Source organism: Saccharospirillum salsuginis, from assembly GCF_014651855.1.
Lineage (GTDB): Bacteria > Pseudomonadota > Gammaproteobacteria > Pseudomonadales > Natronospirillaceae > Saccharospirillum > Saccharospirillum salsuginis.
Window position 1 is genome coordinate 87,695 of the sequence record NZ_BMXR01000005.1, and the last position, 17,402, is coordinate 105,096.

Below are 17,402 nucleotides of genomic sequence, written 5' to 3' on the forward strand. Positions count from 1 at the left end.
TATTCCCTTTTCAGCAACACCTGATTGCCAACAATTCATTTCCGGCAACAAACCAACTGAGCTAGACTCGATGTCAACGGTGGTAACCATCCACTAACCGAATTGACAGGAAACCGAATGAGCAACTACTTCAACACCCTGAACCTCCGCCAGCAACTCGCCCAACTGGGCGTATGCCGCTTCATGGAAAAGTCCGAATTCGCCAACGAATGCGACTTCCTGAAAGGCAAGAAAGTCGTCATCGTCGGCTGCGGTGCCCAGGGTCTCAACCAGGGTCTGAACATGCGCGACTCCGGTCTGGACGTCTCCTACGCCCTGCGCCAGGCCGCCATCGACGAAAAGCGCCAGTCCTGGAAAAACGCCAGTGAAAACGGCTTCCAGGTCGACTCCTACGAAAACCTGATTCCCCAGGCCGACCTGGTCGTCAACCTGACCCCGGACAAACAGCACAGCAGCGTCGTCGAAACCGTCATGCCCTTCATGAAAGAAGGCAGCGCCCTGGGCTATTCACACGGTTTCAACATCGTCGAAGTCGGCCAGAAAATCCGCTCCGACATCACCGTCGTCATGGTCGCGCCCAAGTGCCCCGGCACCGAAGTGCGTGAAGAATACAAGCGCGGCTTCGGCGTCCCGACACTGATCGCCGTCCACCCGGAAAACGACCCCAAGGGCGAAGGCTTCGAAATCGCCAAAGCCTGGGCCGCCGCCACCGGTGGTCACCGCGCCGGCGTACTGGCCAGCTCCTTCGTCGCCGAAGTGAAATCCGACCTGATGGGTGAGCAGACCATCCTGTGCGGCATGCTGCAGGCCGGTTCCCTGCTGTGCTACGACAAAATGACCGCCGAAGGCGTCGACGCCGCCTACGCCAGCAAGCTGGTTCAGTACGGCTGGGAAACCATCACCGAAGCGCTCAAGCACGGCGGCATCACCAACATGATGGATCGCCTGAGCAACCCGGCGAAGATCAAGGCCCACGAACTGGCCGAAGAACTGAAAGACCTGATGACGCCGCTGTTCCAGAAGCACCAGGACGACATCATCAGCGGCGCTTTCTCCGAGCGCATGATGGCCGACTGGGCGAACAACGATAAAGACCTGTTCACCTGGCGCGAAGAAACCGGCCAGACCGCCTTCGAACAGCAGCCGGTCGCCGAGAACGATCTGGACGAGCAGGAATTTTTCGACAACGGCATTCTGATGGTGGCGATGGTCAAAGCCGGCGTTGAACTGGCGTTCGAGACCATGGTGGCCAGTGGTATTATCGAAGAATCCGCTTATTATGAATCATTGCATGAGCTGCCTTTGATCGCGAACACCATCGCGCGTAAGAAGCTGTACGAGATGAACGTGGTGATCAGTGACACGGCCGAATACGGCAACTATCTGTTCGCGAACGCGGCGGTACCCTTGCTGGCCGAGAAGTTCATGCCGAAGGTGAAGGCCGATGTCATCGGTAAGGGCCTGGCGGACAAGACCACCAAGGTCGATAACATTGAATTGATTACGGTGAACAGTGCGATTCGCAACCATCCGATCGAGTGGATCGGTGAGGAATTGCGCGGTTACATGACGGATATGAAGCGCCTCGTCGAGGCATAAGGGTCGTCGCTCGAATCGACCCTGCCCGACGGGGGCTCACGGTTCTCAGTGAGGTCCCCAAAAGGGAGTGAGCATTAGCCCGCCAATCGGCGGGCTTTTTTTTGGGTATGTGGTTGGTTTTGGTGTATTGCCTGGAACCCGCTGCCGGGGAGGGGGACGCTCTTCCGGGGGCCGTCGTGAATACGTCCATGTAGACTAGACCGCAGCATCCATGCTGCGGACACCCCCTCCAGAGTGTCCCCCTCCCCGGCGCTGGCCTGCCTCTCAACCGTCCGGTAACAGCCGATTGGCTTTGGGAGGGTGGTGTGGATGGTGGTGTGGTTGATCAGTCGGTGTCGTCGCTCGGGCCGGGGTCGATTTGCAGCAGTCGCTGGTTCATCCGTTCGATTTGTTTGGCCATGGTTTCGAGCGTTGAGACGACCAGTTCCGGGCGGGAGGCGATGAGGTTCTGGAATCGGTCGTAGTCGACCCGTACGGCGCTGCAACTGCCTTCGGCGACGACGGTGGCGGTGCGGGTGCTGTTGAGCAGCATGGCCTGCAGGCCGAGGATTTCACCTTCGCGGGCGACGCCGAGTTGGGTACCGTCACGCAGGACTTTGGCGCGGCCCTGGATCAGGGTGTAGACGCAGTCCGCCACTTCACCTTCGCGGATGATGACGTCGCCGGAACGGAAAAACTCGAAACCCGGCGCCGGGTCTTGGGGCAGTTGGGCGTTGTAGTGCAGCAGTTCGAGCAGGCTGTCGTGGAAGCCGGAGATCAGCGTCGGGATGTAGTCTTCGGGCAGGTCGGACCAGTGCCAGATGTCGAAGGTGACCGCGCCTTCCTGAAACCAGTTCAGACGGCTGCCCGGATGCCCGAGCCAGGCATCGCCCGGTTCGATGGCGACCAGACGGTTGCCGTCGATCGCCAGGCCCATCAGGCCCTCGCTCGGCCGGACCAGCGCCCAATTCAGCGTGTCTTCGTTCATCAGGGCATCCCGCGGCAGGGTCTTGGTCTCGCTGGGTGCCGCCGGTACATTCTTCAGGCACTGGATCTGATGGTTCTGTGCGCGGGCCAGCCAGTTGTCGGGGTGTTTGACCAGGGTAAACATGGTGTGAACGTGTCCTCTTGATGCCGTCCGGTCGGCGCTCAGCCCAGCAATTGATCGGCGCGGTCGATGGACTGGCTGTACCAGTCGCACAATTGCGCCGGGCTGAGTCGATGGTCGGACAGCCACTGCGGATCCAAAGCTTGCCAATTCGAGCGGCAATAGGCAATGGCCATCTCCAGCGCCTGGCCCAGTCGCCCCTCCCGTTCAATCAGGGCCGCCTTGAGCTCCGCGCTGAGCGGAATCTGGCTGAGAATACTCGGCATGGGCCGGTCCAGCCAGGCATCCAGCACCGATAACAAACCGGCGGTGAAATAGGTGTTGGCCCGTTCCGGCTCGATGGTCTGGCCAATGCATTCGCATAGAAAGGCCCGGGTCAGGGCTTCGCGTTGCAGTTCCTTGGGCTTGTCGTCCAGCTGACCCATGTTGATCAACGTTGCCCAACTGCGGATGCGGTCGATGCCGAGCATCATGACCGCTTGATGCAGTGAATCGATGGTGCGGGCACGGCGGTAGAATGCCGAATTGACCAGCTGCAGCAGTTTATACGAGAGCACCGTGTCCTTCTGGACCAGCTCATAGATGTCGTTCGGCTCGATGTTGGGCCGGTAGATCTCCGCCAGCAGGGTCAGCAGGCTGGCCCGCCCCGGGTCGAGCCTATGGCCGGTGACAATCTCCGGCTGGCAGAAGAAATACCCCTGGAAGTAGTCGAAGCCGTTGTCGAGGCAGAACTGGTACATGCCATAATCCTCGACCTTCTCGGCGATCAACTTGACGTTGTGCGGCTCGAGCCGGTCGAGCATGGCGAGGATGTCGTCGCGGCTCGTCGCCAGAACGTCGATCTTGACGATGTCGACCATATCCAGCAGCGGCGAGCGGTAGTCCTTCATCTCGAAGTCATCGAGCGCCAACCGGAAGCCACGCTCGCGCAACCCGGCCAAAACGTCGACCAGATCCGCATCCGAGTGATAGTCCTCCAGCACCTCGATGATGAGGTTGTGGCGCAGGAAATCCGGCAAGGCGTTGAGCATCGTCTTGGTGACGTTCAACAGCCCCGGCTTGTGATTCAGCGCCGAGAGGGTGTCGCTGTGCGTGTAGGCGTTCAGCATCACCGACTTGGTGGCCTGATCGCCATCGTCGAACACCGCCCGGTCATCCGTGCCCTGCCGAAACAGCAATTCATAGCCGAAGAGCTTCAAACCCCGGTCGAAAATCGGCTGTCGGGCGAAAAGTACCTGTTCCTGCAAAACCCGTCCTCGTCATCGTACTGGGTTTACTATAGCAGGGGCAGGGACGGCCTGTCGCCAATCGGGGGAGAGAGAAGCAGTGATTCGGTATGGAAGCAGGCGGTCCAATGGAGAACCGTATGTACCTGTTTATCAAACAAAAAAGGCGAGCCGAAGCTCGCCTTTTTTCAGGGATCCGACTCAGAGACTCAAACTCTTGTCCCCACGGGCTATACCAGCGACACCGGTGCGGGCCACTTCCATCAAGGTCGCGCCGGAGAGGGCGTCCATGAAGGCGTTGACCTTTTCCTCATTGCCAGTCACCTGGATGGTGTAGGTGGTGGGCGTGACGTCGATGATCTGGCCGCGGAAGATGTCGCAGGTGCGTTTGACTTCTTCGCGCTGGGCGCCAGTGGCGCGCACCTTGACCATCATCAGCTCGCGTTCGATGTGCGAGCCTTCGGTCAGGTCGACCAGTTTGACCACTTCGATCAGCTTGTTCAGGTGCTTGGTGATCTGTTCGATCACCCGGTCTTCGCCCTTGGTCACCAGCGTCAGACGGGACAGGGTCTCGTCGTCGGTCGGGGCGACGTTGAGCGATTCGATGTTGTAGCCGCGCTGAGCGAACAGACCGACAACCCGAGCCAGGGCACCGGCTTCGTTTTCCATCAGAACTGAAATAATGTGCCGCATGATCAGGTCCTCTCCGTCTTGCTCAGGAACATGTCGGACATGGCGCCGTTCGGAACCTGCATGGGGTACACGTGTTCTTCCGGGTCGACCAGAACGTCGATGAAGACGACCTTGTCGGTCACGGCCATCGCCTCTTCCAGCTTGCCTTCCAGTTCGTCCGGGTGTTCGATGCGGATGCCCATGTGGCCGTAGCTTTCGGCCAGGGCGCAGAAGTCCGGCAGCGAATCCATGTAGGAATGCGAATAGCGGGACTCGTAGTTCATGTCCTGCCACTGGCGCACCATCCCCAGGTAGCCGTTGTTCAGGCAGAGGATCTTCACCGGCAGGCCGTACTGGCGGCAGGTGGAGAGTTCCTGGATGTTCATCTGGATGGAGCCTTCACCGGTCACGCAGACAACGTCCGCGTCCGGGTAGCTCAGCTGCACGCCCATGGCCGCCGGCAGGCCGAAGCCCATGGTGCCGAGGCCGCCGGAGTTGATCCAGCGATTGGGGTGGTTGAACTTGTAGTACTGGGCCGCGAACATCTGGTGCTGGCCGACGTCCGAGCAGACGTAGGCGTTGCCCTTGGTGACCTTGCACAGGGTCTCGATGACGTGCTGCGGCTTCATGCGCTCGGAATCGTCCGTGCGGTAACGGCCGCCGTGGCGCTGGCGCCACTCGTCGATCTGCTCCCACCAAAGGTTCAGGGCATCCTGATCCATCTTCAGTTTGGACTGCTCAATCTGCTCCAGCATCTCCTTCAGCACCGGCTTGACCGGGCCGACGATCGGGATGTCGGCCTGGATGGTCTTAGAAATCGAGGCCGGGTCGATGTCGATGTGGATGATGTTGGCTTCGGGGCAGAATTTGCCGGTGTTGTTGGTCACGCGGTCGTCGAAGCGCGCGCCGATGGCGAGCACGCAGTCGGCGTTGTGCATGGTCATGTTGGCTTCATAGGAGCCGTGCATGCCGAGCATGCCGACGAACTGACGGTCCGTACCCGGGTAGGCGCCGAGGCCCATCAGGGTGTTGGTGACCGGCACGTTCAATTGTTGCGCGAGTTGGGTCAGTTCCTTGCTGGCCTTGCCCAGGATGACACCGCCGCCGGAATAGATGATCGGCCGCTTGGCCTGCAGCAGCATGTTCACCGCTTTGCGAATCTGGCCGCTGTGCCCCTTCTTGACCGGGTTGTAGGAGCGCATCTTGATGCGGTCCGGGTATTCGTAGGGGTACTTCTCGTTCGGCATCGTCATGTCTTTGGGAATGTCGATGACGACCGGGCCGGGGCGACCGCTCTCGGCGATGTAGAACGCCTTTTTGACCGCGCTGGGAATGTCGTTCGGATCCCGAATGGACATGTTGTGCTTCACGATCGGCCGTGACAGCCCCATCATGTCGGTCTCCTGGAAGGCGTCGTCGCCAATCAGGTGGCTCATCACCTGACCGGTGATGACGACCATGGGGATCGAGTCCATATAGGCGGTGGCAATACCGGTAATGGCATTGGTCGCGCCGGGACCGGAGGTGACCAGCACCACGCCGGCCTTGCCGCTGGCGCGGGCGTAGGCGTCGGCCATGTGGGTCGCGGCCTGTTCGTGGCGCACCAGGATGTGTTTCACATCGGACTGCTTGTGAATCGCGTCGTAGATGTGCAGCACGGCACCGCCGGGATAACCGTAGATGTATTCAACGCCCTGGTCTTTCAGGGAGCGGATCAGCATTTCGCCGCCGGAAAGCATTTCCGGCTCGGAGGCAGGTTGTGTCATGGGGAGGACCCTTCACTCGTGACCCAGGGACGACGTTCCTCCCGAAGTTGGAACGAACTTCAGCGCGTATTCAAGCGACGCCACCGGTAAGCGACGCCACCAATACAGCCGGCCGGTCGAGGGCGAAACCTGCGACGCGGACACCGACACTGCTGCCTGGATCGGGTTGTTTTTAAGCCGGCGGGGAGACGGGGAGGTCTCGACGCGCACCGGAGAGGCCAGTGTACCGGCCCCGGGCATCGAATCCAACCGTAGGGTGGGCACCGCCCACCAAAAAACCGGGCCGAGGGCATGATTTGCGTTGTTGTAAGTAGGTTGGATTAGCCGAAGGGCGTAATCCAACACGTCAATGGTGCCGATATACAGACCACCGCCTCGGACAATTGTTGGATTACGCCCTTCGGGCTAATCCAACCTACTTGGTGGGCAGTGCCCACCCTACTGGATTAGACTGTTCGGGTCGTATCAGGGCTTGCACGATAACAATGACGACCCCGAATGCTGTATCACCCTCCCCGTTCCGGGCCATCCGCTCGCTGCCCTTCTGGCTGGCGACGGCGTTTATCGGCCTGGTGCTTCTGCTGATCCTGACCGATCGGTACTGGCTGCGGCTGGAGCTGGACCGCACGGCGGACCGCGCCGAACAGCGTCTGGGGGTGTATCAAACGTCGCTGCAGGCCACCATCGACCGGCACTTTTACCTGCCGCGCATCCTGGCGTCCGACCCGCGCATTGTTGATGCCCTGGCCGACCCGGAAGGTCCACCCGCCCGGGCGACGTCCGAACTGCTGGCGCGCATCAACCTTCAGGCCGGGTCGGATGAAATCTTTCTGATGGACACGACCGGGCTGACCCGCTGGTCGAGCAACTTTCGCTCCGAGACCAGCTTCGTCGGCAACAATTACGGCTACCGCCCGTATTTCGCCTCGGCGATGGCCGGCGAGCCGGGTTTCTATTTCGCCGTCGGCGCCACGTCCGGCAAGCCCGGTCTGTTCCTGTCCGCCCCCGTGGTCGACCAACTCGACTCCATCAGCGGCGTCATCGTGGTCAAGATCGATCTGGGGCCGCTCGAGGCCAGTTGGGCGGAATCCGGCGACGCCGTCTGGGTGACGGACCGCGAGGGCATCGTCTTTCTGTCGTCGTCACCACAATGGCACTACGTGGCGACCCGGCCGCTCTCGACCGAGCACCGCCTGCGGCTGATCGAGACCCGTCAATACGGCAGCCAGCCGGTGCGCGAGCTGACCGCGGTGACGGACTGGTCCGGCGAACGCTGGTCCGGGTTCGATCTGGGCGGCGAAGCCGGCACGCACATCCTCTTCGGTTCCCCGGTCGGCGGCTACCCCTGGACCATGCACCTGCGCCTGCCCCTGGCCGAGGTGCACCGCCAGGTCCGCTGGGGGCAGGCGCTGGCCGTGTTGCTGGCGCTGACGGCCACCGGCGGCATCCTCTACGGTCGCGAACGCCGTCGCCGTGCCAGCGCCCAGCAGGCCGTGATTCGCCTGACCGAGGAACGCGAGCACCACCAGCGCGCCATCATCCAGAACACCGATGCCGGTCTGTTCAATCTCGACGCCGACCTCCACCCGCTGTTCATCAACGAAAAGGCGCGCGAGCTGTTCGGGCTCCGCCACGACGACAGCGACCTGCGGCCGGACCGGCTGATCCACCCCTGGCGGACCGACGGCGCCGGCACCTATCGGGCCGAAGGCCAGCGACTGGATGGCAGCCGATTTCCCGTTCTGGTGACCTTGAACCCGATCCGCGTTGGCCAACAGGACGAATTCATCCTCACCGTTCAGGACATCACCGAGCTGACCCAGGCGCAACTGGCGCTGGAGCAGGCGAACGAAGCCCTGGAACAGCGGGTGGAAGAACGCACCCGCGACCTGAAAGCAGCGCAAGCGGCACTGGCGCAGAACCAGAAACTGGCCGCCCTGGGCCGTATGTCGTCGGCCATCGCCCACGAGATCAACCAGCCGATCACGGCGCTGAGCAACTACACCGCCAGCAGTCGCTTGCTGCTTGAACGACAGAAAGTGGACGACGTCGACCGCAACCTGGGCCGCATCGAATCCCTGGTCGACCGACTCTCCCGGCTGTCGCGTCAGCTGCGCATTTTCGCCGGCAAACGCAACACGGGCAGCGCCCCCGTTTCGCTGACCCAGCCGATTCACTACGCCCTCGATCTGCTCGAACCGCGAATGCAGGAACTGGGCGTCAGCTGTACCCTCGATGTCGATCGGGACGCCACCGTTCAGGCCAACACCATGTTCCTGGAGCAGATTCTGGTGAACCTGATCGGCAACGCCCTGGATGCGCTCCAGGGACAGCCCGAGCCGCGCATTCACATCGACCTGAAACCGGCGCCGGACCAACCCGCCGGCGTGCAACTGTCGCTGACCGACAACGGTCCGGGGATGGACGACGACCAACTGGCCCACGCCTTCGAGCCCTTCTTCACCACCAAGAAAATCGGCGACGGACTGGGCCTCGGGCTCGCCATCAGTTATAACCTCGCCCACGACATGGGCGCGACCCTGGCCGTGACCAGCGCGCCCGGCGAGGGCACCACCTTCACGCTCACCTTTGCGACCGCCGACTGGATGGAAACGGAAACCCCATGACCGACCCACAGATGCAAGCCGTCATCATCGACGACGACCCGGAAGTGCTCGAATCGCTCGAACAGTGGCTCACCCTGGCCGACATCGAGGTGCGCACCTTCGACAGTGCGCAAAACGCCCTGCCGGAACTGACGCCGGATTTCCCCGGCGTTATCGTCAGCGACATCAAGATGCCGGGCATGGACGGCATGAGCCTGCTGCAGGCGGTCGACCCGGGCATTCCCGTCATCCTGATCACCGGCCACGGCGGCATCGCCCAGGCGGTGGAGGCGATGAAACTCGGCGCCTACGACTTCATCGAAAAACCCTACAAGCCGGACCGGCTGGTCGAACTGATCCGCCGCGCCTGGCAGCAACGCCGGGTCACCCTGGCCACGGCACCGCAAGTGGCGGATTCGGACCACGAAGAGGACCTGGCCGGCACATTGATCGGCCATTCGAAAGCCATGTACCGATTGCGCGAGCAGATCATTGCTCTGGCCAAGGTCAACGCGGACATCATCATCATGGGCGAGACCGGCACCGGCAAGGAACTGGTCGCCCGCAGCCTGCACGACTACAGCATTCGTCGCGACCAGCCCTTCATGGCGATCAACGTCGCCGCCATCCCGGAAAACCTGCTGGAAAGCGAACTCTTCGGTCACGAAGCCGGCGCCTTTACCGGCGCCAACAAACGCCAGATCGGCATCTTCGAAGCCGCGAACAACGGCACCCTGTTTCTCGACGAAATCGAAAGCATGCCAATGGCGTTCCAGATCAAACTGCTGCGGGTATTGCAGGAACGCGAAGTCTCCCGCGTCGGTTCACGCGAGACTATTCCACTGAACGTGCGCGTGATTTCCGCGTCCAAGGAAGACCTGCGCGAAGCGGCCACGGACGGACGTTTCCGCGAGGATCTGTACTACCGACTGATGGTCGCCGAGATCCACATCCCGCCGCTGCGCGAACGCACCGCCGACATCCCGATGCTGTTCAGTCATTTCCTGCGCGAAGCCGGCCAGACCAACCAGTTACCGGTGCCGGATTTAAGCTACGACGACCTGATCGCACTGGAAATTCACGACTGGCCCGGCAATGTGCGCGAGCTTAGACACACGGCTGAGCGATATTTGCTGACACGCAGCTTCAACGACATTTCGGTGCAGGAACTGTTGCAGCTGGGGTCCAGCAACCGGATGTCCGTGCACAGTGGTGAAGGGTCGTTGAGCGAGCGGTTGGAGCAGGTGGAAAAAGCCCTGATCAGCGCCGAGTTGACGCATCACAAAGGGAATATAAAAGCCGTGATGGAGGTGCTCGATTTACCGCGCCGGACGTTGAACCAGAAGATGCAGAAGTATGGGTTGAAGCGGGAGGCGTTTGTCTAAGATGAGGCACCAATCGTAGGGCAGAAGAGCGGAGCGATATCTGCCGTTTTGGACTGTGGCGCTGGCCTGAACCGTGGCGAGGTATGCTTCCAACGGCAGATATCGGCGTAGCCTCTTCTGCCCTACGATAACCCCCCCCAATAAGCAAAATCTTGCTCATCCCTCCCCGGCCTCATCAGCAATAACCCGCCTATAAAAATCCACACCCGCCCTGAAACGCCCGAACCATCCGCCCTCAATGCCCTGGCACACCCCTTGCCATACCTTCCTCAGCCTTTGCTCGAAGGCATAGACCCACTCAACAAAAACAATGAGGAACAACCCAATGACCCTGTCACCGAAAGCCACCGCTGTGGCCGTTACTCTGTCTGCGTCCCTGTTCACCGGCAGCGTGCACGCCGCCACCGAATGGAACGTGTCCCTCTGGGGCCAGCGCCGCGCCTTCACCGAGCACGTTGAGAAACTCGCCGAGTTGGTGGAGCAGAAAACCAAAGGCGACTTCACGCTGAACCTGTCCTACGGCGGTCTGTCGAACAACCGCGAAAACCTGGACGGTATTTCCTTCGGCGCCTTCGAAATGGCGCAGTTCTGCGCCGGGTATCATCCGGACAAGAACCCGTCCATCACCGTGCTGGAACTGCCCTTCCTCGGTGTGGATTCGCTGGAAAAAGAAATCGAAGTCTCCATGGCGGTGTACAACCATCCGGCCGTGGAGAAAGATCTGGGCCGCTGGAACGCCACCCTGTTGATGCCGTCTCCGCTGCCGCAGTACAACGTCGTCGGTGTCGGTGACGCCCCATCCAGCCTGGAAGATTTCGAAGGCTTGCGCGTTCGGGCGACCGGTGGCATCGGCGCCGCCATGGAAACCATCGGCGCGGTACCGACCTCCATGTCCGCCACCGAAGTGCGTCAGTCCATCGACTCCGGCGTCATCTCCGCCGCCTCCTTCGCACCGCACGCCCACATGTCGTTCGGCACCGTCGAAGCCGCCGACTGGTGGACCACCAACCTCAACCCCGGCACCGTGAACTGCCCCGTCGTCGTCAACAACGACGCCCTCGCCAGCCTCAGCGACGAACACCGCGACGCCCTGATGGACAGCGTCGATGAAGCGCTCGACTACTACGTCGACTACTACAACAACCAGACCATGGCCAAGTGGGGCCCGACGCTTGACGAGAAAGGCATCGAACGCGTGACCTTCTCCGAAGAGGAACTGGCCCGTTTCCGCGAGCAGGTGGCCCAACCCGCAGCCGAAGCCTGGATCGAGGAAATGAAGGCCAAGGGTCTGCCGGCTGAGGAGTTGTATGACCTGACGGTTGAGACCATCGCGAAGTAACTTGCGGCCCCGTAGGGTGGGACGGTCCGACGCTTCGGCTGCCCACCAACTTTTGGGATTCAACCGCCAAGTATACCACTGCCCCATATGTAGGTTGGATTAGCCCGAAAGGGCGTAATCCAACGTGAGCCAATGGCGTGTATCGTGCCCGGGCCACCATTGTTGGATTACGCCTGCGGCTAATCCAACCTACAAATGGGGCTTTGGCCTACCCGGTGGTTTGTTGAATTCCCTTGGTGGGCGGTGCCCACCCTACAGGCACATCATCTATTTCGGAAACGCGATGGGCTAGCGCCGGATACCGGGTTGGCCTATTCGGGGATGTCGGCCGCCAGGACGGCGGCCGTCAAGCCCCCATGGATGGGTTCACGGCGACCCCGAATAGGCCAACCCGGTAGCCGGTGCGGATTCCCGGCAACCAGCATCAACTGTTTCCGAAATTTGAATTAAACCTATCAGGAGTACTGATATGGCTGGTTCTGCGTCCGTGTTAACGGACTCCTCACGCCTGAGCCGAATTGATCGGTGGGTGTATAAACTGGAATCCTGGCTGACGATGATCGCCGGCATCACCATTCTGGCCCTGGTGTTCATCGCTGTGGTGAACATTCTCGGTCGTTGGTTGTTCAACATGCCGTTGCGCGGTTACATCGACTGGGTGGAACAATTGATGGCGGTCTTCGCCTTTCTCGGCATCGCCTATTGCCAGCGACTCGGCGGTCACATCCGTATGGATTTGCTGGTCGGCGCTCTGCGCGGTCGCGCGCTTTGGTTGTCCGAATTCGTTACCGTATTCTTCATGCTGTTGGTCACTCTGATTCTGACCTACGGCTCCTATTTGCATTTTCTGCGCGCCTACACCAACGGCGACTCTTCCATCGACATCGGCCTGCCCATCTGGCCGGCCAAGTTAATTGTTCCCATCGGTCTGGCGTTGCTCAGCCTGCGTCTGATTTTGCAGCTGTGGGGCTATGCCCGCGCCTTCCGCTTGAACAGCACCGAACCGGTGGCCGTGCCCCTGGTCGAGGATGCCGCCACCGTCGCCCAACGCGAAGCCGAGTCCCTTGAAGGGGGTGACATCGAAGGGGATGAACCGAAGGGAGGTGCGCAATGAACATCGCCCAATGGTTCGCCAGCCAGGACAGTGTCTCCATCGGTTTGTGGGTGTCCGGTTTTATGTTGGCCATGGTCATCCTCGGCATGCGTGTGGCCTTCGCCGCCGCCATCGCCGGTTTTCTCGGTCTGTTGTGGATTTTCTCGGCCCGAATGGGGTTCGAGCGCGGCTTTATGGTCGCCGTGCAAATGGCCGGGACGATTCCGCACGCCAAGGCGACGACGCTGTCGCTGTCGTTGATTCCGACCTTTATTTTAATCGGTTATCTCGCCTATCACGCCGGGCTGACGCGCGCGCTTTTCGAAGCCGCCAAACGCTGGGTCGGCTGGTTGCCCGGCGGGCTCGGGGTTTCCACCGTGTTCGCCACCGCCGGTTTCGCCGCCGTCTCCGGGGCGTCCGTCGCTACCTCGGCTGTGTTCGCGCGCATCGCGATTCCGGAAATGCTGAAGGTCGGTTACGACCGTCGCTTCGCCGCCGGTGTGGTCGCCGCCGGGGGGACACTGGCATCGCTGATTCCGCCATCGGCGATCCTGGTCATCTACGCCATCATCGTCGAACAGGACGTGGGCCTGCTGTTGATGGCCGGCTTTCTGCCCGGTGCGGTGTCGGCGCTGATCTATGGCGGCTTGGTCGTCACACTCGCGGTGACCCGACCGAACTTCGGCCCGCCGACGCGGAAATATTCGCTCAAGGAAAAACTGGAAACCGTGCCCGGCGCCTTCCCGATTTTCTTTGTCGTCTTCATCATTATTTTCTGCATTTACGGCGGTGTCGGCACACCGACCGAAGCCGGTTCACTGGGTGCCTTCGTCGTTCTGCTGTACGCGATGTGGCGCGGCATGAAACGTCAGGATCTCGGCCACGCCCTGCTGGAAACGGCCAAGCTAACGGCGATGATCTTCACCATCATCTGGGGTGTGCTCATCTACGTGCGCTTCCTCGGCTTCGCCAACCTGCCCGACACCTTCGCCACCTGGATCGCCGGGCTGGACCAGAGCCCGATGCTGACGCTGATCCTGATTCTGGTCGCCTACGCCGTGCTCGGCATGTTCATGGACGCCATCGGCATGTTGTTGCTCACCCTGCCGGTCGTGTTCCCGGCGGTCATGGCCCTGAACGGCGGTGACGGTGTGACCGCGGCGGAATCCGCCTTCGGACTGTCGAGTACGGCCTGCGCCATCTGGTTCGGGATCATCGTGGTGAAGATGGCGGAGCTGTGTCTGATCACGCCGCCCATCGGGTTGAATTGCTTCGTCGTCTCCGGCGTTCGACCCGACATCAGCGTGCAGGATGTCTTCCGGGGCGTGACGCCCTTCTTCATCGCCGATGTGATTACCATCGCGGTGCTGATTGCTTTCCCCGGCATCGTTATCTGGCTGCCGTCGTTGATGACATCGATGTAACTTATGGGAGGCTGCCAGAGAACGGCGGCCTGGCCACCGATCCCGTAGGTTGGATTAGCGCGTGTGCGCGTAATCCAACAGGTTCATTGTTGGCACTGTCTGCTTCACGGGCATGGTATGGATGTTGGATTACGCGCTCACGCGCTAATCCAACCTACCCCCTCTCTTCCAATCACAAACCGTCTTCACTCACTGCTCCGTTTGCGACATTCGAACACCCAACGACCAAAAAGCCGCCTACTTCACAGTCGTCCCCCGGCCTCTTGGGTAGACTCCCACCCTGAATAAAAAAAGACGGGATAAAAACGCTGTGAAATACGTATTGTGGCTCTGTACCTGCCTGGCACTGAGCGGATGCTCGCTGGACCTTTCCGATTTCCCGGGCACCACCGATGGCACCGATTCGGATGACCCATCCTCCGGGACGGACGACCCGTCGACCTCCCTACCCCATCCCGTTGACCAAGCCCTCGCCAGCGGTGACTTCCGCAAAACCGACGCACTGACGCTCAGCGAAGCGGCGCTGGCTGAAATTGAGGACCGCCGTACCCGGTTCTCCACCGTATTCGACACCCTGAACGAGGGCGTCACCAGTCTGACCTGGAACCCGACCCACGACGCGGCCATGCTGAGGTCCCGGTTCGGGTTTTCCGGCCCGGTGCTGGAGACCAATGCGGTCTTCCACGACACCTGGGAGACCAAAACCCGTGAACTGGCCGTGGTTGGCGTCGAGCCGGCCCGACACCTGGCCATAGGCGGCCACCCCATGCGCAACTGGCTGCGCGACAGCACCCTGCTCAACGACGACATGCACCAGTGGCTCACCAACAGCCTGCACTGGTTGATGGGTCGCACCCCATCCGAGGCCGACCCGGCGCGCATCGTTATCGCGCAGATGGACCAGAGTTATTATTTCCCGGACGCCGAGGGTACCGAAGCCTGGCTGGACGAACATTTCGGCACCGCCGTGAGCTACCCCGAACGCTCCAGTTGCGATGGCGCGGCGCTGGCCGCCTGCCTGGAGCAACCCACGGACCTGCTGATCGTATCGCAGAAGGCGGGTGACGCGTCCGTCGACACGATCAACAGCGCCGTCAAAGACGCCATGAACCGGGGCATTCCGGTGCTCTATCTGCATTGGGACGGCGGCCTGACCGACCTGGGCGCCGCCCTGCTGGACACCCTGAACGTCGACTACCACCACGACAACTATTGGCACCGGGTGGGCCTGAGCGCCTACGACCCGGCGAGCCTCGTCGACCGGTTGCCCGCACCCATCAACGCCATTCGCACTCTGCTGACGCACTGGAAAGACAACAGCTTCAGCGTCGACCCGAACGAATGCCAGACCGAGTGCGACACCTATCAGACCGAACTCGGCGCGGGCCTGAACGCGCTCAAAGACCGGTTCAACACCCTGGACCAAGACAGCAAACGCCTGTTCGGCGACGACACCGACCGGGTCTGGCAGTTACTGGCCCTGTGGGGAGATGCCGTGCGGCACGAGGTCCGCTACGACCCCATCGTCGACGACAGCGACACCATCGACGCCCAGGCGTTCATCAACGCCTCGATCGCCGACTACAGCGTCTATCTGTCCCGGGACTGGCAACCGGTGCCGCAAGACCTGGGTAATTTCAGCCGCACCGATTTCGGTCACGTGACCGGCGCCACCGTTACCACCAACCTGACCTCGCGTCGGCCGTTCCGCGCCACCGGCGCCTATGTGCTGCCCGGTCAAACCGTCACCGTCACCCGCCTGGACAACGAACCGGTCGAGACCGAGCTGTTCATCAACACCCAGCGCAGCGGCGCGACGCACGCGTTTCAGAGTTACAACCGGCCCAAGTTCCTGCGCAGCGTCCGCTTTGACCTCGAACCGAATGAACCGTTGACGTTGTCATCGCCCTACGGCGGGCCGATTCAGATCGCCTTCAGCGAGAACGATCACCCGGTGCAGATCCGGTTCGAGGGCGTCGGCCAGCACCCGTTCTGGGCCTCGCCGGACGACAACGCCGCTTTCACCCAGGCCATCGAACAAGGCGATTACGACTGGGCGGAACTGACCACCGCCGGGTTCGAGGTGCACTCCACGCTCAAGAAAATGCGCGCAACCATCGACAACTGGCCCTCACCGGCGGAACTGGCCGAAACCACACGCGACTACACCAGCAACTTCCCGCACGTTCTGGCCGGGTTCCAGGGCCCCGGCGTGGACTGGGAAACCGAGATTCAAGGTTACATCGAAGCGCAGGGCTGGACGGTGCACACCATCGACCAGGTCAAACACATGAACGCCGACCAGGCCACCTGCGGCTACGGCTGTTCCGGCAACCCCTACGACGCCTACTGGTCGTTCGACCCGCTCGGCCACGGCGACATTCACGAGATGGGCCACGGCCTGGAACGCGGGCGTTTCCGGTTTTCAGGCTGGCCGGTGCACGCCAGCACCAACTTCTATTCCTACTTCACCAAATGGAAACACTTCGAGGCGACGGGCGAATCGCCCAGCTGCCAGTCGCTGCCGTTCGAGGCGCACTACAACCACATCGCCACCAGCCAGGACCAAGCCGACCCGGCCGCCTACATGCGCGAGCAGGACCTGACCGGCTGGAGCGACGGCGCCGCCCTCTATGTGCAATTGTTCATGGCCGTGCAGCAGGCGGGCGTGCTGGACGACGGCTGGCACCTGCTCGGCCGTTTGCACGGCCTGGAACGTCAATTCAACTGGGCGGACGACAACGAGACCCGCTGGCTCGAGTACCGCGACAGCCTCGGGTTCGGAGATTACGCCCATGCTGATCTCAACGACCTGTCGAGAAACGACTGGCTGCTGATCGCTCTGTCGACCGTGGCCGAACGCGACCTCACCGACTGGCTGGGCACCTACGGGTTCGAATTCACGGATAAAGCCCAGGCCCAGGTGGCCGCTCTGCCGTCGATGCCCGCCCGGGTGTTCACACTGGCCAGCGGCGATGCCTACTGCACCGGGTTGAACCAGCCGGCGGTCGATGTGGGGCCGGACATGCCCGCCTACCCCGAGTCTTGAGTTTGGAACAGGTGGGGGCTAGAATGCTCGCCGTCTTGGGGGAGTAATCGGCCAGCCCACCCCGGCTGGCGCGTCGGTCAACAAACTTGAACCTCAACGTTCATGGTCGGCGCATCCCGAAGGGGACTGATGAGACCTGAGGCAAACACGGTGACC

11 protein-coding genes are annotated in these 17,402 nt (G+C 61.5%); 7 read left to right on the plus strand and 4 right to left on the minus strand.

The genetic code is table 11. The features are described 5' to 3' along the window. Nucleotides 1-117: 117 nt before the first annotated feature. Entirely contained in the window at nt 118-1,599 is a 1,482-nt protein-coding gene (gene ilvC / locus IE111_RS10985) for a ketol-acid reductoisomerase (protein ID WP_189608610.1), read from the plus strand. Nucleotides 1,600-1,924: 325 nt separating this feature from the next. Here the strand turns inward: ilvC and IE111_RS10990 are convergent, their stop codons facing one another. The 4 genes from IE111_RS10990 to IE111_RS11005 form a co-directional block, all read right to left on the minus strand. Next, nucleotides 1,925-2,689, minus strand: a complete 765-nt coding sequence (locus tag IE111_RS10990) for a Crp/Fnr family transcriptional regulator (RefSeq protein ID WP_189608611.1) — start codon at nt 2,687-2,689, stop codon at nt 1,925-1,927. A 38-nt stretch (nt 2,690-2,727) separates the two neighbouring features. After that, a complete protein-coding gene (locus IE111_RS10995; RefSeq protein WP_189608612.1) occupies nt 2,728-3,933 on the minus strand; it encodes an EAL and HDOD domain-containing protein in 1,206 nt (401 codons plus the stop codon). Between the two features lie 180 nt (nt 3,934-4,113). Further along, a complete protein-coding gene (gene ilvN / locus IE111_RS11000) occupies nt 4,114-4,605 on the minus strand; it encodes an acetolactate synthase small subunit (RefSeq protein WP_189608613.1) in 492 nt (163 codons plus the stop codon). 2 nt (nt 4,606-4,607) lie between these two features. Continuing rightward, a complete protein-coding gene (locus IE111_RS11005) occupies nt 4,608-6,350 on the minus strand; it encodes an acetolactate synthase 3 large subunit (RefSeq protein WP_189608614.1) in 1,743 nt (580 codons plus the stop codon). A 485-nt stretch (nt 6,351-6,835) separates the two neighbouring features. On the opposite strand from IE111_RS11005, the gene IE111_RS11010 reads away from it, so the two are divergent. From IE111_RS11010 to IE111_RS11035, 6 genes are all read left to right on the plus strand, one after another. After that, nucleotides 6,836-8,977 carry a sensor histidine kinase gene (locus IE111_RS11010; RefSeq protein WP_189608615.1) on the plus strand — a complete coding sequence of 714 codons (2,142 nt, stop codon included), beginning with the start codon at nt 6,836-6,838 and terminating at the stop codon, nt 8,975-8,977. Then, nucleotides 8,974-10,341: a sigma-54-dependent transcriptional regulator gene (locus IE111_RS11015; protein ID WP_189608616.1), complete on the plus strand. Its 1,368-nt coding sequence runs from the start codon at nt 8,974-8,976 to the stop codon at nt 10,339-10,341. The genes IE111_RS11010 and IE111_RS11015 overlap by 4 nt, the downstream gene beginning before the upstream one ends. 325 nt (nt 10,342-10,666) lie before the next feature. Further along, nucleotides 10,667-11,680, plus strand: a complete 1,014-nt coding sequence (locus IE111_RS11020; protein WP_189608617.1) for a C4-dicarboxylate TRAP transporter substrate-binding protein — start codon at nt 10,667-10,669, stop codon at nt 11,678-11,680. Nucleotides 11,681-12,149: 469 nt separating this feature from the next. Further along, the gene (locus IE111_RS11025) at nt 12,150-12,794 is read left to right on the plus strand and encodes a TRAP transporter small permease subunit (protein ID WP_189608618.1); all 645 of its coding nucleotides are present in this window, start codon (nt 12,150-12,152) and stop codon (nt 12,792-12,794) included. Then, on the plus strand, nt 12,791-14,197 hold the full coding sequence (locus IE111_RS11030; protein ID WP_189608619.1) for a TRAP transporter large permease: 1,407 nt from the start codon (nt 12,791-12,793) through the stop codon (nt 14,195-14,197). Before IE111_RS11025 ends, IE111_RS11030 begins: the two co-directional genes overlap by 4 nt. Before the next feature lie 310 nt (nt 14,198-14,507). Next, entirely contained in the window at nt 14,508-17,246 is a 2,739-nt protein-coding gene (locus IE111_RS11035; RefSeq protein WP_189608620.1) for an ImpA family metalloprotease, read from the plus strand. Nucleotides 17,247-17,402 lie beyond the last annotated feature (156 nt).